The sequence below is a fragment of the Variovorax boronicumulans genome, from assembly GCF_040544675.1.
Lineage (GTDB): Bacteria > Pseudomonadota > Gammaproteobacteria > Burkholderiales > Burkholderiaceae_C > Variovorax > Variovorax boronicumulans_D.
Genome location: NZ_JBEPKK010000012.1, coordinates 23305 through 43795, shown reverse-complemented (window position 1 = coordinate 43795; position 20491 = coordinate 23305). Strand labels below are relative to the sequence as shown.

Below are 20491 nucleotides of genomic sequence, written 5' to 3'. Positions count from 1 at the left end.
CTCCAAGGTTAAACATAGGGCTCCGGTGCGAAGGGCTCACTGTGACTGGCACTTTGTGCTCCCACCGGACCCCGGGCCAACCTCCTTTTGGGAAGTTGTTGCTATTGCACCAGAGCCGCTGCGGCAGGGCAAAACAAATCGCCCGAAATCTAGGATGGCGCGGGCGTTTCGTTGCAGTCCTGCAACAGAGGACTTTGGCCCGTCTGCTACGCACAATTTGAAACAAAACCTGTGCAACTTCCGGTGCTTCCGCCGTGGGTTCAAATAACCGCATGACTCCCTTGCTCGATCCCCTCCTGACCGCTGCCGACTCGGCGTTGCGCACACTGTTTGCGCGCCCCCATGCGACACGGGCCATGCCGGTCCCTTCGCAGATCACCGGGGACATGAACGACAAGGAGCGGCGCGAAGCTGGCGCATTGATGCGCGTGAACCATGTCGGCGAAGTCTGTGCCCAGGCGCTCTATACCGCGCAGGCCGCCGTCGCACGAGATCCGGCCCTGCGCGCCCACTTCATCGAAGCGTCTCATGAGGAAACCGATCATCTGGCCTGGACTCGGCAGCGGATGGACCAACTCGGCGCACGCGCTTCGATGCTGAATCCGCTCTGGTATGCGGGCGCCTTCGGACTGGGGCTGGTGGCGGGAAAGCTCGGGGACCCCTGGAGCCTCGGATTCGTCGCAGAGACGGAACGGCAGGTGGAAGCGCACCTCGACAGCCACCTGGACCGCCTGCCGCCGTCCGACACCGCCTCCAGAGTCATCGTCGAACAAATGAAGTTCGACGAAGCGCGCCATGCCGCGCAAGCCGTCGATGCCGGAGCCGCCGAACTGCCGGCGCCAGTCAAGGCCATGATGCGCGCTGCGTCCCGCGTGATGACCACGCTGGCGCACCGCATCTGAGGTTGAACAGCTTCAGGTTTCGATCAGCTCGAAACTGGTGGTGATCTCGGCGGTCTTCGCCAGCATGATGCTCGCCGAGCAATAGGTTTCGTGGCTCAGTGCCACGGCCCGCTCCACGGCGGAGGCCGGGATTCCCTTGCCCGCCACGGTGAAATGCATGTGAATCTTCGTGAAGACCTTCGGGTCCTTCGGCGCCCGCTCGCTGGTGAGCTTGACGCTGCAGCGTTCCACGCGATGGCGGCCGCGTTTCAGTATCAGCACGACGTCATAGGCAGTGCATCCGCCGGTGCCGGCCAGCACCGTTTCCATAGGCCGTGCCGCCAGGTTCTGGCCGCCGTTCTCGGGTTTGGCAGCATCGGGCGCGCCGTCCATCATCAGGACGTGGCCACTGCCGGTTTCGGCAACGAAACCCATGGCTGATCGCGTGCCCGCGTCGCCGGTCCAACTTACTGTGCATTCCATGGTTCTTCGGATTCCAGTCTGGGATGGCCGGCAAAAATGCACGCCGGCCTCGATTTGTGTGGGAAAAGCATCACTCGCTTGTTGCAACGCAACAAACAATCGATATACTTTATTTCATCGCGCAAACGTATGCGCAAACAGTTGTCTCCTCCACCCTTCCAATTGGTGGATTTAGCCCCGAGCTGCAAAGCTCGGGGCTTTTTTCTTTGCGGATCGGCTTGTGCGACCTGTCGCACCACTCTAGTTTTCGCCTCGAAAGGGCAACTGCTCTGGCTGCCCTGGCTGTTGCCGGTGTTGCCTCGGCCCAGTCGTCCGTCACTCTTTTCGGTGTGGTCGACGCGTCGATCAGCGGCTACTCGTCCACCTCGCGTGACCTGACCCTCCCGGCCCCGCTCAACCAGGGCAGCGTCAAGATCAGCCAACGTGCTCTGGCCAACTCGGGCTACAACAGCAGCCGGCTGGGCTTCCGCGGCACCGAAGACCTCGGTGGCGGCCTGGCAGCCAGCTTCTGGCTCGAAGCTCCGGTCAGCAACGACGATGGCGCCAAGGGCGTTGCCGATTTCACGCGCCGTTCGACCGTGAGCCTGTCGGGTGGCTTCGGTGAAGTCCGCCTCGGCCGCGACTACACCCCGACGTTCTGGAACGACACCGTGTTCGACCCGTTCGGCACCAACGGCGTTGGCTCCAACCTGATCAATACGGCCAACGGGTACAACGTCCTCACAGAGGGTGCCAAGGATACGGGCGGCTTCGGCGGCAACATGAACTACGCCCGCGCAAGCAATTCGATCGGCTACTTCCTGCCGCCGAACCTGGGTGGCTTCTACGGTCAAGTGATGTACGGCTTCGGCGAGAAGACCAAGTACAGCCCTGGTCTCTCTACGCCTGACGTCGAGAACAGCCAGCGTCAAGGCCGTTACGTCGGTGGCCGCTTCGGCTACGCAAACGGTCCTCTGGACGTTGCACTGGCTTACGGCAGCAGCACCGTTGGTGACGACTACTACCTCGGCACGACCAACAAGGTCAACACGCTGAACCTGGGCGCTTCGTATGACTTCGGTCCCGTGAAGCTCTTCGGTGAAATCTCGCAAGCCAAGAGCAAGACGGACTTCGAAAACCGGACGTTCTCCGCCGCCAACACCGACACGAAGCTCAGCGGCTACCTGATCGGCGTGACGGTGCCGGTGGGTGCTGGCCTGATCCGCGCTTCGTACTCGAGCGTCAAGTACAACGAGAACCAGATCCTCGCGCCGTTCGAACTGGCTGATCCTGATCCGAAGGCCAACAAGATTGCACTCGGCTATGTGCACAACCTGTCGAAGCGCACTGCCCTGTACGCAACGATCGCTCGCGTGAGCAACAAGAACGACGCAGCTCTGAAGGTTGGCGGCCCCGGTTTCCTGAGCAACGGCATCTTCACGCCGAAGACCTCGACGGGCTACGACTTCGGTATCCGTCACGCGTTCTGATCTTCTTCGTTTGATCCCGATGCTGGCTCACGCCAGTTCGAATCAGCAAAGCCTCAAGTCGCCCGGTGCAAGCCGGGCGGCTTTTTCCGCTTTGGATTCAACTTGTCCGGCCGCGCCTGCTTTGCAGCAGCCCCACATTCATTTCTCCGCTCAATACCGATGCGTAGAAACGCTCGACCATGTTGACGCTCGTGCGCGCGTTGCGCGCCAAGGTCAGCATGTCGATTCCCTGTCCATACAACAGCCTCAACGTGATGGCGGTGTGACGCAGGCAATACAGCGTCCTCGACTGACCCAGAGGCCCCTTCGCGAGCCCTGTCTTCTCGAGCACCCAATGAAAGAAGAAGTTGAGCACTGCCAACGCGTGCTCGCGGTTCTTCAGGTGCGGCATGAAGATGTAATCTTCCGCGCCGCCAAATCCATGCTCGCTGCGATAAGCGAGCAAACATTCATAGACCCGCACCGCAGGGCGAAGGCTCACGATGGGCTGGCTGTGCCGCTTGGTCTCCGGCAGGTTCATGCGCAGGTAGACATGCTTGCCGCGCACGACCTCGATGTGCTTGTGCTTCATGAGCTTGATGTCGCTCGGACGCACGAAGGTGTTCACCATCCAGCGGATCAGCCAGGGCAGTTCGTCCGGCATCACAAGCAGTTCTCGCGCAATCCAGAAGCGTTCGCCGGCACTCAAGCGGTCGAGCACGGGATGCGCATGCCCGCGCAACTTGCGCGCGGCGCCAATGATCGTTCGGTACTCCGCCACGCTGAAGCTGCCCCGCGGCTGGCTGCGGACTTTCACTTTGGGAAATGCCGGCGCATCGCGCAGCACCCCGGTGTGCACACCGTGCATCAGCACCTTGCGCAACAGCACCAGGTACTGCGCGATCGTCGTGCTGGTAAAGCCCTGCGCGCCGAGGTGATCGATGAGGCGCTGCGCATCGGCCGTGGAGAACGACTGCGCCGGCACATCACCCAGCAACGGAACGATGTGCGCACGCAATCTGTTGCCCATGACCTGCCATGTGGGCCTGCCAATTTCTTTTCGCTGAACACGCGCAGCCTCCGCTTGCATCAGCCCTTTCGAAAGATCACTGACAGAAATTGATAACAAATTTTGCTCAATCGTAATTTGATTGGCAGGCATGCGAACTGCGGGATAGGTGCGTCCAAAAAATCCCGAATCGTTTGCAGCCGGGGTGCTTTGAAATAGGTTTATGACATTTGTGTCCATGTCAAACCCGCATGCAATCCCGATGCCTCTTATCATCGATGGTTAGCAAATGAAAACTCCCTTGGAAAAAATCGTGCGCAATGCACCTGTTACTCCGGCGCTGACGCCCGCCGACTATCTCAGAAAAATTCTCAACGCCCGGGTTTACGACGTCGCTGTCGAGTCCGCGCTGGAGAAAGCGCGCGCGCTCAGCGAACGGCTCGGAAACACCGTTCTTCTCAAACGCGAAGACCAGCAACCGGTATTCAGCTTCAAGTTGCGCGGTGCCTATAACAAGATGGCGCACTTGAGCGCGGCGCAATTGGCGAGCGGTGTCATTTGCGCGTCGGCCGGCAATCACGCGCAGGGCGTTGCGCTCGGCGCGCGAAAACTCGGCACGCGCGCGGTGATCGTCATGCCGGTGACCACGCCGAAGTTGAAGATCGACGCCGTGCGCGGATTCGGCGGCGAAATCGTTTTGCACGGCGACAGCTATTCCGATGCGTATTTGCACGCACGCGAATTGCAGATCCAGCAAAACCTGACTTTCGTTCACCCCTTCGACGACCCCGACGTCATTGCAGGCCAGGGCACCATCGCCATGGAAATCCTGCGACAGCATCAAGGCCCGCTGGATGCGGTCTTCGTTGCCATCGGCGGGGGCGGTTTGATTTCCGGCGTGGCCAACTACATCAAGGCCGTGCGTCCCGAGATCAAGGTGATCGGCGTGCAGATGAACGACTCCGACGCGATGATGCAATCGGTCGCGGCGCACCAGCGCGTGAACCTGCCCGATGTCGGTCTGTTCTCCGACGGCACTGCCGTCAAGCTCGTGGGCGAGGAAACCTTCCGCATCGCCAGCGAACTGGTCGACGACTACATCGCCGTCGACACCGATGCCGTGTGCGCCGCCATCAAGGATGTGTTCGTGGACACGCGCAGCATCGTCGAGCCGGCCGGCGCCCTGGCCGTGGCGGCGATCAAGCAGTACGTGGCCGGGCACGGCCGCCAGGGCGAGACCTACGCCGCCATCCTCTGCGGCGCCAACATGAACTTCGACCGGCTGCGCTTCGTGGCCGAGCGTGCCGAAGTCGGCGAAGAACGCGAGGCGCTCTTTGCCGTCACGATCCCCGAAGAGCGCGGCAGCTTCCGCCGCTTCTGCGAACTGGTGAGCGAACTGCCCGCCGGGGAACCGGATGCGGGCGCAGGTGCGCCGCGCAGCGTGACGGAGTTCAACTACCGCATCAGCGACGCGGCCACGGCGCATGTGTTCGTCGGCCTCACGACGTCGGCGCGCGGCGAGTCGGCCCTCATTGCCCGCAACTTCATAGACCACGGCTTCGATGCGCTGGACCTCACGCACGACGAGCTTGCCAAGGAGCATCTGCGCCATCTGGTGGGCGGACGCACGGGCCTGGCGCACGACGAGCGCCTGCTGCGCTTCGTGTTCCCCGAACGTCCGGGCGCGCTGCTCAAGTTCCTGAGCCTGATGCGGCCGAACTGGAACATCAGCCTCTTCCACTACCGCAACCAGGGCGCGGACTACGGCCGCATCCTCGTGGGGTTGCAAGTGCCCGCCGGAGACGCCGCCGTCTTCGACGAGTTCCTCGACAACCTGGGCTATCCCTACGTCGAGGAAACGGCCAACCCGGCCTACCGCCTGTTCCTGCAGGCCTGACCGACGCCCCCCAAAAAGAAAGAGCCGGCACTGCGCCGGCTCTTTGTCTTCGTCGGCGGGAATCCGCTACTGCGCAGGCCCTTGTGCCTCCTGCCCTTGCGGCGGTGCGATCTGGGGCTGCGCCATCACCGCGGGCATGGTGGACGGCAACATCCCGCCCGGCCTCTGCGCCGCCGGCGGCGCGGGAGCGGCGGGAACTGGCGCGGGCGACACGCTCGGAATCGGCGCCGCCGGCAGGCTGACGCTGATCGGCGCACGCACCGGCAGTTGCAGCGTGAACCCCGGCGGCCCGTCGATCTGCGCACCGAGCGTGGCCGCACGCACGCCCACCGACTGCAGCACATAGCTGTCGCCGACACGCGAGCCAACGCGGAACGGCCGCGGCGGCTTGCCGTCGATGGCGATCAGGGCCGCGCCCTGGTTCGACGGGTCCGCCACCACGCCCACCAGCGCGAAGCGGCTGGCCGCCTCGGGCGCTGCGGGCGCCTTGTTGTCCGCCGAAACCACGCCCAGCAGGCGCCCGACGGCCTCTGCATCGGCGGCGACCGAGGGTCGCGGCATCGCCGCCGCGGCGGCCACCGCATCGGCCGGCGATGCAAGGCGCAAGGCCCAGAACACCGCGGCACCGGCAGCCAGAGCCCAAAGCCCCGTCGTTGCAAGTGGGGCATGCCAGCGGGCAGCGGAGTAAGGACTTGTCATGGGCGCGGATTATCATGCAGCGCGCTTTCCGAATCATGTCCGCCCTACCTATGAACAAATTCCTTCGTGCCGCCACCCGCACCGCCCAACGCGGCTTCACGCTGATCGAACTCATGGTGGTGCTCGTCATCATCGGCGTGCTGGCCGCACTGATCGTGCCGAACGTGATCGAGCGTGCCGACGACGCCCGCGTGACGGCCGCGCGCACCGACATCAACAACCTGATGCAGGCGCTCAAGCTGTACCGCCTGGACAACCAGCGCTACCCCACCGCCGAGCAGGGCCTGCAGTCGCTGCTGACCCGCCCGACCGTCGGCCCGGCCGCTCCGAACTGGAAGCCCTATGTGGAGAAGCTCCCCAACGACCCCTGGGGCCACCCGTACCAGTACATGAACCCGGGCATCAAGGGCGAAATCGACGTGCTCTCGTTCGGCGCCGATGGACAGAACGGCGGCGAGGGCAAGAATGCCGACATCGGCAGCTGGCAGTAGCAGCAACCGGACCGCGCGCGGCTTCACGCTGCTCGAGCTGATCGTGGTGATCGCGATCATCGCGATCGCTACCGCCGGTGTGAGCTTTGCCATGCGCGACAGCAACACCGCCAAGCTCGACCGCGAGGCCGACCGGCTCGCGGCCCTCCTCGAATCCGCCCGTGCCCAGTCGCGGGCCAGCGGCGTCGCGGTGCGATGGCGCCCTGTGGAAGGCGGCTTCGTCTTCGACGGCCTTCCGCCCGATGCATTGCCCAGCGGCTGGGTCGCCGAAGGCATCACCGCGCAGGCCGCGCTCGGCAGCGGCTTGCAGGTGCCCGCATTGCAGCTGGGCCCCGACCCGATCATCGCGGCGCAGCAGATCACCCTCTATTCCGCCGGCCCGCCCGCACGCTCGTTGCACATTGCCACCGACGGCCTTCGGCCCTTCGCCGTCTCGCCGGTGCCATGAAGACGCCGCCGCGACACCGCCAGAAGGCGCCGGCCGCCCGCGGCTTCACGCTCATCGAAGTGCTGATCGCGCTGGGCATCGTCGCGCTCGCGCTGGCCGCCGGCTCGCAGGCCACGATGTCGCTCACGCGCAATGCGCAGCGCCAGTCCGACCTGGTATTGGCCGACATGTGCGCGGGGAACGAACTCGCCAAGGCCCGCCTCGCACGGCAGATGCCGGCCGTGGGCGACTCCGGCTCGATCTGCCTGCAGGCCGGCATCTCTTTCAACGTGACGACCTCGACGGTGCCCACGCTCAATCCGAACTTCCGGCGCGTCGACGTGCAGGTGCGCAACGAAGCCGACGAGCCCATCCTGCGCGTCTCGACCGTGGTGGGCCGCTTCTGATGACGATGCAGAAGAAAAAGACGCACGGCTTCACGCTGATCGAGCTGCTGGTGGCCATCGCGGTCATGGCCTTGCTCTCGCTTGTGAGCTGGCGCGGCCTGGACAGCATGTCGCGCGCGACCACGCAGAACCAGCTGCGCGCCGACGCTGTCCTGACGCTGCAGGCCACGCTTGCCCAATGGGGCGCCGACCTCGACGCCGTGGCCTCGATCGCGCAGACCCGGCCCATCGACTGGGACGGCCGCGTGCTGCGTCTCACGCGCCGCGGCAGCGACCCGACGGCACCGTCCATCCAGGTGGTGGCCTGGACGCTGCGCCCCGACGCCGACGGCAACGTCCGCTGGCAGCGCTGGCAATCGCAGCCCTTCAGCACGCGCGGCGACTGGCAGCAGGCCTGGAATCTCGCGGCGGCCTGGGCGCAGACCGGCGGCGCGCCTTCGGGCGGCGACACCGCCTTGGCGCTGATGCCGGCCAGCAGCTGGCAGCTCTTCTATTTCCGCGAGAACACCTGGGCGCCGGCGAGTTCGCTCCCCAACACGCCGGCCAATCCGGCCAACCCCGCCGGCCCGGTCGTCAACATGCCCGACGGCGTGCGCCTCGTGCTCACCCTGCCGCCCGGCGACGGCCTCTCGGGCACGCTCACGCGGGACTGGGTCAGGCCGACCGTGGGAGCGCCGCGGTCATGACCCCGCGCACCACGCCCCGTGCCGCGAAACGCACACGCCGCCAGTCCGGCGCTGCGCTGCTCGCCGCCATGCTGACCGTGATGCTGGTCGCCACCTTCTCGGCCGCGGCGCTGTGGCAGCAGTGGCGCTCCGCCGAAGTCGAAGGCGCCGAGCGCGCGCGGGTACAGGCGGCGTGGGTGCTGATCGGCGCGCTCGACTGGTCGCGCCTGATCCTCGGCGAAGACGGCCGCTCCGGCGGTCCCGACCACCTGGGCGAGCCCTGGGCCGTGCCGCTCGAAGAGGCCCGGCTCACCAGCTTCCTGTCGGCCGAAAAGAACGTGGCGAGCGACAACCTCGAAGGCCTGCCCGATGCCTTTCTGTCGGGCCGCATCGTCGATGCACAGTCCAAGCTCAACGTGCTGTCGCTGGTCGATGCGGGCAAGCCGGTGCCGGCCAGCCTTGCCACCTTCACCCGGCTGTTCGGCCTGCTGGGGCTGCCGGCGTCCGAGCTCAGCCAGATGACCACGGGGCTCATCAGTGCACAGGGGGCCAGCACCGATGCGGCGTCCGGTGGCGGCAGCGGCATCAGCGCCGGCAGCGGCGACGGCGGCAACGCGCCGCTGATGCCGCAGGAGGTGTCGCAGCTGGTCTGGCTCGGCCTGTCGCCCTCGACCGCCACGGCCCTGGAGCCCTACGTCACGGTGTTGCCGGTGCGCACCACGCTCAACCTCAACACCGCCAGCGCCGAGGCCATCAGCGCCAGTCTGGAAAACATGCCGATCGCCACCGCACGCCAACTCGTGGAAAAACGCACCCGCTCCTACTTCAAGACCATCGACGAGGCCAACGCCGGGCTGCCCAGCGGCGGCTCGCGGTTCAATGCGGCGCAGCACGGCGTGGGCACCCAGTTCTTCGAGGTCTACGGGCGCCTTCGGCTGGACCGCACCTGGGTCGAGGAGCATTCCTTGCTTCAGCGCAACGGCGTCACGGTGACAACCGTCTGGCGCACCCGCGGCGCCGGCGCAACAACCACTCAGGCCAAACCCTGAGTGCGGTTGGCACATAGTCATCAAAAAGCCTTATTTCGCCCGTCAAACCTATAGCTCACGCTATTCAATCAATAGCACGCATCTGTAAGACGTCCACCTACAATCACCGGCTTTTCCGACATCCTCATGACTCCGCTGCTGCTCATTGCCCCCCTCCCTCCGGCCGATGCCGGAAGTGAGTACGACTGGGCCCAGGCAGGCGACGACGGCATTGCATTGCGCAACCAAGGCCGCGCACTCCTGGCGCTCCTGCCCTCGGGCAACGAAGTCACGCTCGGCATTCCGTCGGCGGCGCTGTCGTGGCACCGCGTCACGCTGCCCAAGGGCAGCATGGGCAGCGCGTCGAAGCTGCGCCTGGTGCTCGACGGACTGCTCGAAGAACACCTGCTCGACGATCCCGAAGCCCTGCACTTCGCGCTCGAACCCGACGCCAAGGCCGGCGGCCCGGTGTGGGTTGCGGCCTGCAACCGCATCTGGCTGCGCAGCGTGGTGCAAGGGCTCGAAGCGTCCGGCCGCCGCGTGGTGCGCATCGTTCCCGAATTCGCGCCGCAGCCGCCCGACAGCCCGGCGCTGCTGCAGATCACCGGCGAGCCCGAAGCACCGCAGCTCACCGTCTGTGACGCCGACGGCGTGGTCTCGCTGCCGCTGGCCGGCGCGGGGCTGGCGCTGTCGACCACGCTCCCGCTCGACACTGCCGTCATCACCACCGAACCGGCCGTCGCCGAAGCGGCCGAGCACCTGCTCGAGCGCCGCGTGCCCATCGTGCAGGCGCCGCAGCGCTGGCTCAACGCCGCGCGCACGCCCTGGGAGCTCGCGCAGTTCGACCTGGCCGCCACCGGCCGCGCACGCGCCGGGAAAAAGTTCGCGTCGGTGCTGCAGACCCTGCGCTACGCGCCTGAATGGCGTGCGGCGCGATGGGGCGCGGTCGTGCTGGTGCTCACACAGATCGTCGGCCTCAACGCCTGGGCCTGGAAGGAGCGCAGCGCGCTCGACGCCAAGCGCCAGGCCGCCAAGACCATCCTCACCCAGACCTTTCCCTCGGTAAAGATCGTCATCGATCCGCAGCTGCAGATGACACGCGAAGTCGCCGCGCTCCAGCAGGCCGTGGGCGACGTGGCCGCGACCGACTTCGAGCCCATGGTCGGCGCGCTCGCCGTCCACCTGCCTCCGGGCCGCACGCCCTCGGCCGTCGACTACAACGCCGGCCAGCTGCGCCTGCGCGGCCTGGGGCTGCAACCCTCGGAGGTCTCGCAGATCACCGGCGCCATGGCGCCGCGCGGCTACAGCGTGCGCACCGAGGGCGATCTGCTGCTGGTGCAGGCGGAGGCCAAGCCATGAATTTCGGCGAACAACTCAAGGCCCGCTGGGCCGCACTCGCGGTGCGCGAACGCCAGATGGTGGGCGCGGCGATGGCCCTCGTGGCGCTGGCCCTGCTCTGGTGGCTGGCCCTGGCCCCCGCGTTGCGCACGCTGGCCACGGCGCCGGCCGAACACGCGCAGCTCGATGCGCAACTGCAGCAGATGGCCACCTTGCAGAACCGCGCCAAAGCGCTGCAGTCGCAGCCCCGGCTCGCCCGCGACGACGCGATGCGCGCCCTGGAGGTTTCGGTGCGCGAAGGCCTGGGCGCGAGCAACGCGCAGCTCATGACGGCCGGCGGCGACGGCGCCACCGTCACGCTGCGCGCCGCGCCTGCCAGCACGGTCGCCCAGTGGCTCGCGCAGGCGCGCGGCAATGCCCACGCGGTGCCGCGCGAAGTGCATCTGACCCGCGCCCCGGCGTCGGCCGCAGCGCCATCGGCGCCCGGCGCCAAGGACACCCCGCAGCTCCCGCAGGTGCGCTGGGACGGCACGGTGGTCATGGCCCTGCCCGCCCCCCGATGAACAGCCCGGCATGCTGACCCGCACCTCGATCTCCGCGTCCCAACCCCGCCGCGGCTGGCGCTGGGCCGTGGTCGGCATCGCCATCGGTGCGGTGCTCACCGTGGTGCTGTTCGCGCCGGCGCGGTGGCTGGCCTCGGCCCTCGCGGGCTGGAGCCAGGGCCGGCTGCTGCTGGTCAATCCGCGCGGCACGGTCTGGAACGGCGCCGCCGCCGTGGTGTTCGCCAGCGGTGCCGGCGGCGCCCAGGCGGTGTCGCTGCCCGGCCTGCTGAACTGGCGCATCCGGCCGAGCTGGGGCGGCATGTTCGCGTCGCTCGACCTGCCCTGCTGCGCCGCCAGCCCCCTCGAACTCAAGGCCAGCCCGCGCGCCGGCGGCATGCGGCTGGACTGGCAGGACGCTCGCTCGCGCTGGCCTGCCACGCTGCTCACCGGCCTGGGTGCGCCCTGGAACACGCTCAAGCTCGAAGGCGCACTCGATCTCTCCACCAAGGCCTTCTCGATGCAGTGGGACGGCCCCGCATTGCGCATCGCGGGCCAGGCGACGCTGGACGCCACCGATGTCTCGTCCAGCCTGTCGACGCTGCGGCCCATGGGCAGCTACCGGCTCACGCTCGAAGGCGGCAACAGCACCACGCTGCTGCTGAGCACGCGCGCAGGCAGCCTCGAACTGAACGGCAGCGGCAGCTGGAACGGCACCGCGTTCCGCTTCAACGGCGAAGCCAGCGCCGCACCCGGCCGCGAAGACGCGCTTTCCAATTTGTTGAACATCATCGGGCGGCGCGACAACGCGCGCTCGATCATCACCCTGGGTTGAACCTCACCATGAAGCCACTGTTCTCGACCGGCACCGTCGCACTCGCCGTGCGCCTGCTGATCGCCGCCACCTTCCTGCAGGCGGCGCCCACGGTGTTCGCGCAGACCGGCGAAGCGCCGCGGCGCGGCGAGCCGATCACGCTGAACTTTTCCAACGCCGACATCGAGGCCGTGGCCCGCACCATGGCGGTGGTCACCGGGCGCGACGTGGTGGTCGATCCGCGCGTCAAGGGCACGATGAACCTGGTCACCGACCGCGCCATCCAGCCGGCCGCCGCCTTCAACCAGTTCGCCTCGGCGCTGCGCCTGCAGGGCTTTGCGGTGGTGGAGGCCGACGGCCTCTACAAGGTGGTGCCCGAGGCCGACGCCAAGCTGCAGAGCAGCACCGTGAACACCTCCATCGGCGCCACCTCGTCGTCGGGCAGCAACCAGATCGTCACGCAGATCTTCCGCCTGAACTACGAGTCGCCCAACAGCCTGCTGCCGGTGCTGCGCCCGCTGATTCCGCCCAACAACACCATCAACGTGAACCCGGGCAACAACTCGCTGGTGATCACCGACTACGCCGACAACATGCGCCGATTGGCGCGCATCATCGCGGCGCTCGACGTGCCCAACGCGTCCGACATCGAGGTCATTCCGCTCAAGCACTCGATCGCCAGCGACATGCTGCCGCTAGTGCAGCGGCTGATCGACGGCAGCGGCTCGGGCGCTGCGCCGGGTGCCGCGCCCGGCGCGGTCGATGCGTCGTTCCGCACCACGCTGCTGGCCGATCCGCGCAGCAATTCGCTGATCCTGCGCGCGGCCAACCCGGCGCGCGTGCAGCTCGTGCGCACGCTGGTCGAGAAGCTCGACCGCCCGCCCGCGGAAACCAGCAACGGCGCCGCCGGCAACATCTATGTGGTCTACCTGAAGAACGCCGACGCGGTGCGGCTGGCCGCCACGCTGCGCGCCGCCATGGCGGCGAACCAGCAGTCCACCACGCCCGGCGCCCCGGGCGCCGCCGGCGGCGGCACAGCGCCACAACAGCAGCAGAACTTCCAGCAGGCCAGCCAGAACAACAGCAGCGGACAAGGCGGCTCTCCGGCGGCCAATGCGCCGCTCAACAACGCCAACCAGCCGTCCACCGGCGGCCAGATCCAGGCCGACCCGTCGACCAACTCGCTCATCATCACCGCGCCCGAGCCGCAGTACCGCCAGATGCGCGCCGTGATCGACCGCCTCGACGGCCGCCGTGCGCAAGTGATGATCGAAGCGCTCATCGTCGAGGTCAACGCCACCAAGGCCGCGAACTTCGGCGTGCAGTGGCAGAGCGCGCTGGGCAACAACGCGGTCATCGGCACCAACTCCACCCTGACCGGCGCGAACCTGCTGACCCTCACGCAAGCCATTGCCACGCGCAACCCGGCCGGCATCAACCTGCCCACCGGCCTGAACCTGGGCATTGCCGGCAAGGTGGGCGGCCAGTACATCCTGGGCGCCATCGCCAATTTCTTCAGCAGCGACAACGACGCCAACGTGCTCTCCACGCCCAACCTGCTGACGTTGGACAACGAAGAAGCCAAGATCGTGATCGGCCAGAACGTGCCGTTCCCCACGGGCTCGTACGCCAGCACCTCGGGTTCGGTGGGCGTGAATCCGTTCACCACGGTGGAGCGCAAGGACGTGGGCCTCACGCTGCGCGTGCGCCCCACCATCAACGAGAACGGCACCGTGAAGATGCAGATCTTCCAGGAGATCTCCAACGTCGCCGCGGGCACCACGAGCGACCCGAACGGCCCCACCACCAACAAGCGCTCGCTCGAATCCAGCGTGCTGGTGGAAGACGGCGGGCTCGTCATGCTCGGCGGCCTGCTGTCGGACACCTACGGCAACGCCATCGAGAAGGTGCCGCTGGCCGGCGACATTCCGATCGTGGGCAACCTCTTCAAGAACGAGACCCGCAAGCGCGAGAAGAACAACCTCATGATGTTCCTGCGCCCGGTCGTGATGCGCGACGCCAATGCCACCGAAGCCTTCGCCTACGACCGCTACGACCAGATCCGCGGCCTGCAGCAGGCAGCGCAGCCCAACACCGACAACGTGATGCTGCGCAACGTGGACGCCGCGCCCATCCTGCCGGCAACGCCGCCGCTGGGCACCGCCAACAACAGCGCCCGCACCGGGGGCCTGCGCGAACAAGGCACCCAGCTCATTCCGCAGCCCCAGGCGCCGGCCGACAACCGCCGCCTCGCGCCCAGCCCGCTGCGCGGCGCACTGCCGCCCACGTCCGACCCGGTCAGCGCCCGCGAACTGCCCTGATGTCCATGCGCTACCCGCTTCCCTACGCGTTCGCACGCAGCCAGCAACTGCTGCTGGAGCACACCGACGACGGCCGCTACACGCTGTGGATGTCCAGCCACCCCGCACGCAGCGCGGTCGGCGAGGTGGCGCGCAAGTTCGGCGTGCAGGCCTTCGAGGTGCTGGCCGACGGCGCGCTCGCTCAGCGCATCAGCGCGGCCTATGCGCAGGGCGAATCGAGCGCCGCCGCGGTGGTGAGCGAAGTGCAGAACGACGCCGACCTCTCGCGGATGATGCAGGAGCTGCCGGCGGTCGAAGACTTGCTGGCGAGCGCGGGCGATGCGCCCATCATCCGCATGCTCAACGCGCTGCTCACGCAGGCCGCGCGCGACGGCGCCAGCGACATCCACATCGAGCCCTACGAGCGCACGTCTTCCGTGCGCTTTCGCATCGACGGCACGCTGCGCGAGGTGGTGCAGCCCAACCGCGCACTGCACGCCGCGCTGATCTCGCGCCTGAAGATCATGGCCGACCTGGACATCTCCGAAAAACGGCTGCCGCAGGACGGGCGCATCAGCTTGCGCATCGGCACGCGCGCGGTGGATGTCCGCGTGTCCACGCTGCCCAGCGCCCACGGCGAACGCGCGGTGCTGCGTCTGCTGGACAAGAGCGAATCCAAGCTCACGCTCGAATCGGTGGGCATGCAGGGCGACACCCTGGAGCGCTTCGAGAAGCTCATCACGCAGCCCCACGGCATCATCCTGGTGACCGGCCCCACGGGCTCGGGCAAGACCACCACGCTGTATGCCGCGCTGGCCCGGCTGGACGCCAGCCGCAGCAACATCATGACGGTGGAAGACCCGATCGAGTACGAGCTGCCGGGCGTGGGCCAGACGCAGATCAACGCCAAGATCGAACTCACCTTCGCCAAGGCCCTGCGCGCCATCCTGCGACAGGACCCGGACGTGATCATGATCGGCGAAATCCGCGACTTCGAAACCGCGCAGATCGCCATCCAGGCTTCGCTCACCGGCCACTTGGTGCTCGCGACGCTGCACACCAACGACTCGGTGAGCGCCGTGACGCGCCTGACCGACATGGGCGTGGAGCCCTTCCTCTTGAGCTCGTCGCTGCTGGGCGTGCTCGCGCAGCGCCTCGTGCGCAAGGTGTGCGTGGCCTGCGCCGGCGCCGGCTGCGACGTCTGCGGGCAAACGGGCTACCAGGGCCGCACCGGCATCTTCGAATTGCTGGTGGCCGACGAAACCGTGCAGGGCCTCATCCACAGCAAGGCGGCCGAGAGTGAACTGCTGCAGGCCGGCGCGCGCGGCGGCCTGCGCCTGATGCGCGAAGACGGCGAGCGGCTGGTGCAGGCCGGCATCACCTCGCGCGCCGAGCTCGTGCGCGTGACCCGCGACTAGCGACCCGGCCCTCCCCCATGCCCGCCTATTCCTTCGAAGCCATCGACGCCAGCGGCCAGTCGCGCGAAGGCGTGCTCGAGGCCGACACCGCGCGCAGCGCCCGCAGCCTCCTGCGCGCGCAGGCGCTGATTCCGCTGTCGGTCACGCCGGTCGGCAGCGACCATGTCAACGGCACCGGCGAGCGCACCGGCCTTGGCCGCTGGCTGGGCGGCGGCAAGCGCGTCTTCAATTCCACGGGCCTGGCGGTGTGGACGCGCCAGCTCGCGGGCCTCGTCTCATCGGGCCTGCCGCTGGAACGCGCGCTCACCGCGCTCACCGACGAAGCCGAGTCCGAGCCGCAGCGCAACCTTGTCGCCTCGCTGCGCGCCGAGGTCAATGCGGGTTCGCCTTTTGCGCGTGCGCTCTCGGCGCATTCGCGCGAGTTCTCGCCCATCTACACCGCCGTGATCGGCGCCGGCGAGCAGACCGGCAACCTGGGCTTGGTGCTCGACCGCCTGGCCGACGACCTGGAAGAACGCCAGGCGCTGCAGCAGAAGCTGATCGGCGCGGCACTGTACCCGGCCATCGTCACGCTGGTGGCGATCGTGATCGTGATCTTTCTCGTGAGCTACGTGGTGCCGCAGGTGGCGCAGGTGTTCGCGGGCACCAAGCGTTCGCTGCCCTTTCTCACCACGGTGATGCTGTCGCTGAGCGCGGGCGTGCGCAACTACGGCTGGTGGATGCTGGGCGGCGTGGTGCTCGCCGCCGTCGGCATGCGCATGGCGCTCGCGCAGGAAGCGTTTCGCCTGAAGTTCGATGCGGCGTGGCTCAAGCTGCCGCTGGTCGGCAAGCTCGCGCGCGGCTACAACGCGGCGCGCTTTGCCAGCACGCTGGCCATGCTGGCCACGGCCGGCGTGCCCATCCTTCGTGCACTGCAGGCCGCCGCCGAAACGCTGAGCAACCGCGCCATGCGCGCCGATGCGCTCGACGCGCTGGTGCTGGTGCGCGAAGGCGCGCCGCTGGCCTCGGCGCTGGCGCAGAAAAAGCGTTTTCCCGGACTGGTCTCGATGTTCGCGCGCCTGGGCGAACAAACCGGCACGCTGCCGCTGATGCTGCAGCGCGCGTCCAACCAGTTGGGCGCCGAAGTGCAGCGCCGTGCGATGCACCTGGCGACCATCCTGGAGCCCTTGCTCATCGTGGCGATGGGCGGCGTGGTGATGCTGATCGTGCTGGCGGTGATGCTGCCGATCATCCAGCTGAACCAGTTCGTCAAGTAACGCAAGCCAGGGACCGCCGCACATGCCCGTCACGCTCGAAGACAAACTCGTGGTCGCGATCTCCTCGCGCGCGCTCTTCAACCTCGAGGAAGAAAACAGGATCTTCGAGGCCGGCGACAACGAGGGCTACATGAAGCTGCAGCTCGACCGGCTCGACGTGCCGGCCGCGCCCGGCATCGCGTACTCGCTGATCCGCAAGCTCCTGCGCTTCAACGACGACGGCGTGCAGCGCGTGGAGGTGGTGATCCTCTCGCGCAACGATCCGGTGTCGGGCATGCGCATCTTCAAGTCGAGCGCGGCGGCCGACATCAAGCTTCAGCGCGGCGTGTTCACGCAGGGCCGCCCGCCTTTCGGGTACCTGCGGCCCTTGCGCGCGCACCTGTTTCTCTCGGTCAATGCGCAGGACGTGCGCGAGGCCCTGGGCGCGGGCTTTCCGGCCGCGCGGGTGCTGGTCGAATCGGTGAAGGCCAGCGACGCCTGGCCCAACGAAGTGCGCATTGCCTTCGACGGCGATGCGGTGCTGTTCTCCGACGAAGCCGAGCGCGTGTTCCAGGCCGAGGGACTCGACGCCTTCCAGGCGCACGAACTCAGCAAGGCCGAACTGCCGCTGCCCGAGGGTCCGTTCAAGCCGCTGCTGATGGCGCTGCACCGGCTGCAGATGGCGGGCAACGCGCAGATGCGCATCCGCACCGCACTGGTCACCGCGCGCAGCGCACCGGCGCACGAGCGCGCGATCCGCACGCTGATGAACTGGAACATCCGCGTCGACGAAGCGATGTTCCTCGGTGGCCTGCCCAAGGGCGAATTCCTGCGCGAGTTCGAGCCCGACTTCTTCTTCGACGACCAGACCGGTCACGTCGATGCGGCCTCGCAGCATGTGCCTGCGGGGCATGTGTCCAGCGGCATCAGCAACGAGCCCTGAGTTGCATCAGCGCCGGGCGCGCGGGACACACTTCGTCACGCCAGCGCCTTCGCTTTGTCATCGCCTGTTCATGGCGACGTAACGCGTTCTCCATAGTCTTGCGGTCTGTCCGGTGCGCGGTGCCTTCGAGGCACTTTTTTTTCGTCGCGCCGGTATTCATCACCCGAACGACAGACCACCGGCTGAACCGATGCGCCCGATCACATCACCCCTGCACGCCTCGCGCTTTTATTTACGATGGCTCCTGCCCGTTGCCACCTCCGTTGTGCTTGCCGCCTGTGGCGGGGGTGGGGGTAGTGGCTCATCGTTTCCGGTCTTCAGCGTGCCGCCTGCTGGCAGCAATCCCCCCGCACCCGGCGTCAATCAAGGCAAGAGCGGCCCGAAAGCGCTCGTCGTCGAGATCGACGGCCTCACGCACGCCACCTTGCGCGATGCGATGGCACAGAAGAAAGTGCCGGCCCTGCAATCGCTTCAGCTCGCACCTGCATGGACCGGCGGCACCGACGGCGCGCTCAGTGAGCAACCCACCACCGACGGCCCGGGCTGGGCCACGCTGCTGACCGGCACCTGGGTGGCGCGCCACGCAGTGCACGCAGACACGCCGGACCGGCGCATCGACACCAAGCTTGCGCCCTCGGTCTTCGCATTCGCCAAGCAGAAGAAGGACGCGGGCTACCTGACCGCATCGGTCACCGCCAACGCGCTCTATCCGAGTCTTCTAGTGTCGGAAACCGGCACGCTGGACACTGCGGTCGACTGCGCCGGCGCCGACGCCTGCGTGACCGCGAACACCTCGCGTCTCATTGACGCAGGCTACGACCTGCTGGTGGCGCAGTACGGCGCGCCCGCAGCCACCGCAGCAAACGGCCTGCGCAGCGAGGCCTACGAGCGCGCCGTGTCCGACACTTCTGCCGCCATCGGCCAGTTGCTCGCACGCATCGCGCAACGCACAACCAACGACGCCAGGGAAGACTGGCTCGTGATACTCACCACGGGCCATGGTCTCGACGCCTTCGGCAGCGTGACCCCTCTGAAGGGCATCGACAGCAGGACGGTCTTCATCGCCAGCAACAAGACACTGGCCGCGCTGCCCGGCATCGGTGCAGCCGCGCCGACCGACAACGCCCTGTTCCAACTGGCGGCCGCGACCGACATCGCGCCCACGGTGCTGCGCCATCTGGGCGCGTTGCCTCCATCGGAGGCATACAACTTCAACGGACAGGCGCTGCAGGCCGCTACCGCAGTGCACAAGCTCGCGGCCCGCACCAGCGCCGACAAGGGCAGCATCGAACTCTCGTGGACGCTCGCGGGTGAACTGAGCGGCCCGGTGAAAGTGCTGCGCGACGGCAAGGCGATCGCTACCCTCCCCGCAGGCGCCACCACCTACACCGACCCAGTGAAGGCGGCCAGCGACGGCCTCTATGCCTTTCAGTACACGGTCGTCGTCGGCGAAGCCAGCGTCTCGATCTCCGCGCAGATCGCCTATGTGAAGGTGGGCCTGATCAACCTCTACGCGCTCGACGCGCTGCCGGCCATCGACGTCAACGCAACGTCGACACTGACACCCTGGGCATCGGAGGCAGACGGTGGTTCGCTGGTCGCCGACGACAACTTCCAGCCTCCCTATAGAGCCCAAGCCCTTCGCGTGGACAACAGAGTCAAGAGCGCGAGCGGCATGGCCGGCTACCGGCTGCTGCAGAACCGCGACGTGACCGCCGATCCGAACGTGAGCGCCTTCACCATCGGTTTCTGGCTGCGCACAGATGCCACCTGCAGCCAGGGCGTCAGCAACGGCGCCTCGGTCATCGCCAACAAGAACTACACCAGCGGCGCCAACGCTGGCTTGGCCATCGGTCTCTTCAACAGCTGCGAGATCCGCTTCAACGTGGGCGCCGGCGGTCCGCGCGCCGACAGCAACGGGTACCTCCTGAGCGCGGGCCAGTGGGCCTATGTGGCAGTCGTGGTCGACAAGGCGAAGCTCAAGCTCAGCGGCTATGTACTCGATGCCTCTCGCGGCACGCAGACCGGAAACGCCACGCTCACGAGCGCGCTGGTCGCGCAACTCGGCGGCCTGAAGAACGGCATCGGCCTGAACGAAGACGGCACCGGCCAGTACTACCAGCGCGAGACGAGTTCGCCGCGTGGGGCCATGGACTTCAACGACCTCGCCATCTGGAACCGCGCGCTCACCGCCGAAGAGTTGACGAACGTCTTCACATCGGGGCAGCCGCTCTCGGCAACTACCCCCTGATCACACACCGCAACAACAACTCGCCCCCAAAGGATCACCCCATGCGACTTCTTTCATCGCCCCTTCGCCTCGTGACCGCGCTGGTGCTGGCTTGCACGCTTTCCGCTTGCGGTGGTGGTGGCGGCGGCGGCTTCTTAGGTGGACTGCCCGGAGCGGGCACTCCCACGACGCCTGTCGCACCGACCCCGCCGGACACCGGGGTCAAGCCCGAAATGCGC

19 protein-coding genes are annotated in these 20491 nt (G+C 67.2%); 16 read left to right on the top strand and 3 right to left on the bottom strand.

The window, feature by feature from the left end:
- The first annotated feature begins 272 nt into the window (after positions 1-272).
- Complete coding sequence (gene coq7, locus ABIC90_RS20050; protein ID WP_354357123.1) at positions 273-902, top strand: 2-polyprenyl-3-methyl-6-methoxy-1,4-benzoquinone monooxygenase; 630 nt, start codon at positions 273-275, stop codon at positions 900-902.
- Between the two features lie 12 nt (positions 903-914).
- On the opposite strand, the gene ABIC90_RS20045 is transcribed toward coq7, so the two are convergent.
- Positions 915-1364 carry an OsmC family protein gene (locus ABIC90_RS20045; RefSeq protein WP_354357121.1) on the bottom strand — a complete coding sequence of 150 codons (450 nt, stop codon included), beginning with the start codon at positions 1362-1364 and terminating at the stop codon, positions 915-917.
- Positions 1365-1633: 269 nt separating this feature from the next.
- Here ABIC90_RS20045 and ABIC90_RS20040 point away from each other — a divergent pair, with 269 nt between their 5' ends.
- Positions 1634-2833 carry a porin gene (locus ABIC90_RS20040; RefSeq protein WP_354357390.1) on the top strand — a complete coding sequence of 400 codons (1200 nt, stop codon included), beginning with the start codon at positions 1634-1636 and terminating at the stop codon, positions 2831-2833.
- A gap of 97 nt (positions 2834-2930) precedes the next feature.
- On the opposite strand, the gene ABIC90_RS20035 is transcribed toward ABIC90_RS20040, so the two are convergent.
- Positions 2931-4061: a hypothetical protein gene (locus tag ABIC90_RS20035; protein WP_354357119.1), complete on the bottom strand. Its 1131-nt coding sequence runs from the start codon at positions 4059-4061 to the stop codon at positions 2931-2933.
- A 49-nt stretch (positions 4062-4110) separates the two neighbouring features.
- Between ABIC90_RS20035 and ilvA the strand changes: the two genes are divergently transcribed.
- Entirely contained in the window at positions 4111-5718 is a 1608-nt protein-coding gene (gene ilvA / locus ABIC90_RS20030; protein ID WP_354357117.1) for a threonine ammonia-lyase, biosynthetic, read from the top strand.
- A 66-nt stretch (positions 5719-5784) separates the two neighbouring features.
- On the opposite strand, the gene ABIC90_RS20025 is transcribed toward ilvA, so the two are convergent.
- Positions 5785-6417: a type II secretion system protein N gene (locus tag ABIC90_RS20025; protein WP_354357115.1), complete on the bottom strand. Its 633-nt coding sequence runs from the start codon at positions 6415-6417 to the stop codon at positions 5785-5787.
- 50 nt (positions 6418-6467) lie between these two features.
- On the opposite strand from ABIC90_RS20025, the gene gspG reads away from it, so the two are divergent.
- The 13 genes from gspG to ABIC90_RS19960 all read left to right on the top strand — a co-directional run bounded on the left by gspG (position 6468) and on the right by ABIC90_RS19960 (position 20273).
- Positions 6468-6908: a type II secretion system major pseudopilin GspG gene (gspG, locus tag ABIC90_RS20020; RefSeq protein ID WP_354357113.1), complete on the top strand. Its 441-nt coding sequence runs from the start codon at positions 6468-6470 to the stop codon at positions 6906-6908.
- Positions 6883-7356 (top strand): prepilin-type N-terminal cleavage/methylation domain-containing protein, encoded by a 474-nt coding sequence (locus ABIC90_RS20015; RefSeq protein ID WP_354357111.1) that lies wholly within the window; start codon positions 6883-6885, stop codon positions 7354-7356. The genes gspG and ABIC90_RS20015 overlap by 26 nt, the downstream gene beginning before the upstream one ends.
- The gene (gspI, locus tag ABIC90_RS20010) at positions 7353-7742 is read left to right on the top strand and encodes a type II secretion system minor pseudopilin GspI (RefSeq protein WP_354357109.1); all 390 of its coding nucleotides are present in this window, start codon (positions 7353-7355) and stop codon (positions 7740-7742) included. The genes ABIC90_RS20015 and gspI overlap by 4 nt, the downstream gene beginning before the upstream one ends.
- Entirely contained in the window at positions 7742-8428 is a 687-nt protein-coding gene (locus ABIC90_RS20005; RefSeq protein WP_354357107.1) for a PulJ/GspJ family protein, read from the top strand. Before gspI ends, ABIC90_RS20005 begins: the two co-directional genes overlap by 1 nt.
- Positions 8425-9456: a type II secretion system minor pseudopilin GspK gene (gspK, locus tag ABIC90_RS20000; protein WP_354357105.1), complete on the top strand. Its 1032-nt coding sequence runs from the start codon at positions 8425-8427 to the stop codon at positions 9454-9456. Before ABIC90_RS20005 ends, gspK begins: the two co-directional genes overlap by 4 nt.
- A 126-nt stretch (positions 9457-9582) precedes the next feature.
- Positions 9583-10794 carry a type II secretion system protein GspL gene (gene gspL, locus ABIC90_RS19995; RefSeq protein ID WP_354357103.1) on the top strand — a complete coding sequence of 404 codons (1212 nt, stop codon included), beginning with the start codon at positions 9583-9585 and terminating at the stop codon, positions 10792-10794.
- On the top strand, positions 10791-11336 hold the full coding sequence (gspM, locus tag ABIC90_RS19990) for a type II secretion system protein GspM (protein ID WP_354357101.1): 546 nt from the start codon (positions 10791-10793) through the stop codon (positions 11334-11336). Before gspL ends, gspM begins: the two co-directional genes overlap by 4 nt.
- Positions 11337-11346: 10 nt before the next feature.
- Positions 11347-12147 (top strand): type II secretion system protein N, encoded by an 801-nt coding sequence (gspN, locus tag ABIC90_RS19985; RefSeq protein WP_354357099.1) that lies wholly within the window; start codon positions 11347-11349, stop codon positions 12145-12147.
- Between the two features lie 8 nt (positions 12148-12155).
- Entirely contained in the window at positions 12156-14447 is a 2292-nt protein-coding gene (gspD, locus tag ABIC90_RS19980; RefSeq protein ID WP_354357097.1) for a type II secretion system secretin GspD, read from the top strand.
- A 5-nt stretch (positions 14448-14452) separates the two neighbouring features.
- Positions 14453-15844 (top strand): GspE/PulE family protein, encoded by a 1392-nt coding sequence (locus tag ABIC90_RS19975; RefSeq protein ID WP_354357095.1) that lies wholly within the window; start codon positions 14453-14455, stop codon positions 15842-15844.
- 17 nt (positions 15845-15861) lie between these two features.
- Positions 15862-17100: a type II secretion system inner membrane protein GspF gene (gene gspF / locus ABIC90_RS19970; protein ID WP_354357093.1), complete on the top strand. Its 1239-nt coding sequence runs from the start codon at positions 15862-15864 to the stop codon at positions 17098-17100.
- A gap of 22 nt (positions 17101-17122) precedes the next feature.
- A complete protein-coding gene (locus tag ABIC90_RS19965; RefSeq protein ID WP_354357091.1) occupies positions 17123-18022 on the top strand; it encodes a 5'-nucleotidase in 900 nt (299 codons plus the stop codon).
- Between the two features lie 322 nt (positions 18023-18344).
- Positions 18345-20273, top strand: coding sequence for a LamG-like jellyroll fold domain-containing protein (locus ABIC90_RS19960; RefSeq protein ID WP_354357089.1), 1929 nt, complete (start codon positions 18345-18347; stop codon positions 20271-20273).
- The last annotated feature ends 218 nt before the right edge of the window (positions 20274-20491 follow it).

Excerpts from the sequence above, each read along its gene's own strand:
- coq7 (WP_354357123.1), top strand. The coding sequence starts at position 273 with ATGACTCCCTTGCTCGATCCCCTCCTGACCGCTGCCGACTCGGCGTTG.
- gspM (WP_354357101.1), top strand. The coding sequence starts at position 10,791 with ATGAATTTCGGCGAACAACTCAAGGCCCGCTGGGCCGCACTCGCGGTG.
- gspD (WP_354357097.1), top strand. The coding sequence starts at position 12,156 with ATGAAGCCACTGTTCTCGACCGGCACCGTCGCACTCGCCGTGCGCCTG.
- ilvA (WP_354357117.1), top strand. The coding sequence starts at position 4,111 with ATGAAAACTCCCTTGGAAAAAATCGTGCGCAATGCACCTGTTACTCCG.
- gspI (WP_354357109.1), top strand. The coding sequence starts at position 7,353 with ATGAAGACGCCGCCGCGACACCGCCAGAAGGCGCCGGCCGCCCGCGGC.
- ABIC90_RS20045 (WP_354357121.1), bottom strand. The coding sequence starts at position 1,364 with ATGGAATGCACAGTAAGTTGGACCGGCGACGCGGGCACGCGATCAGCC.
- ABIC90_RS20025 (WP_354357115.1), bottom strand. The coding sequence starts at position 6,417 with ATGACAAGTCCTTACTCCGCTGCCCGCTGGCATGCCCCACTTGCAACG.
- gspG (WP_354357113.1), top strand. The coding sequence starts at position 6,468 with ATGAACAAATTCCTTCGTGCCGCCACCCGCACCGCCCAACGCGGCTTC.
- gspK (WP_354357105.1), top strand. The coding sequence starts at position 8,425 with ATGACCCCGCGCACCACGCCCCGTGCCGCGAAACGCACACGCCGCCAG.
- gspN (WP_354357099.1), top strand. The coding sequence starts at position 11,347 with ATGCTGACCCGCACCTCGATCTCCGCGTCCCAACCCCGCCGCGGCTGG.
- ABIC90_RS20005 (WP_354357107.1), top strand. The coding sequence starts at position 7,742 with ATGACGATGCAGAAGAAAAAGACGCACGGCTTCACGCTGATCGAGCTG.
- ABIC90_RS20015 (WP_354357111.1), top strand. The coding sequence starts at position 6,883 with ATGCCGACATCGGCAGCTGGCAGTAGCAGCAACCGGACCGCGCGCGGC.
- ABIC90_RS19965 (WP_354357091.1), top strand. The coding sequence starts at position 17,123 with ATGCCCGTCACGCTCGAAGACAAACTCGTGGTCGCGATCTCCTCGCGC.
- gspL (WP_354357103.1), top strand. The coding sequence starts at position 9,583 with ATGACTCCGCTGCTGCTCATTGCCCCCCTCCCTCCGGCCGATGCCGGA.
- ABIC90_RS19975 (WP_354357095.1), top strand. The coding sequence starts at position 14,453 with ATGCGCTACCCGCTTCCCTACGCGTTCGCACGCAGCCAGCAACTGCTG.
- ABIC90_RS20035 (WP_354357119.1), bottom strand. The coding sequence starts at position 4,061 with ATGGACACAAATGTCATAAACCTATTTCAAAGCACCCCGGCTGCAAAC.
- gspF (WP_354357093.1), top strand. The coding sequence starts at position 15,862 with ATGCCCGCCTATTCCTTCGAAGCCATCGACGCCAGCGGCCAGTCGCGC.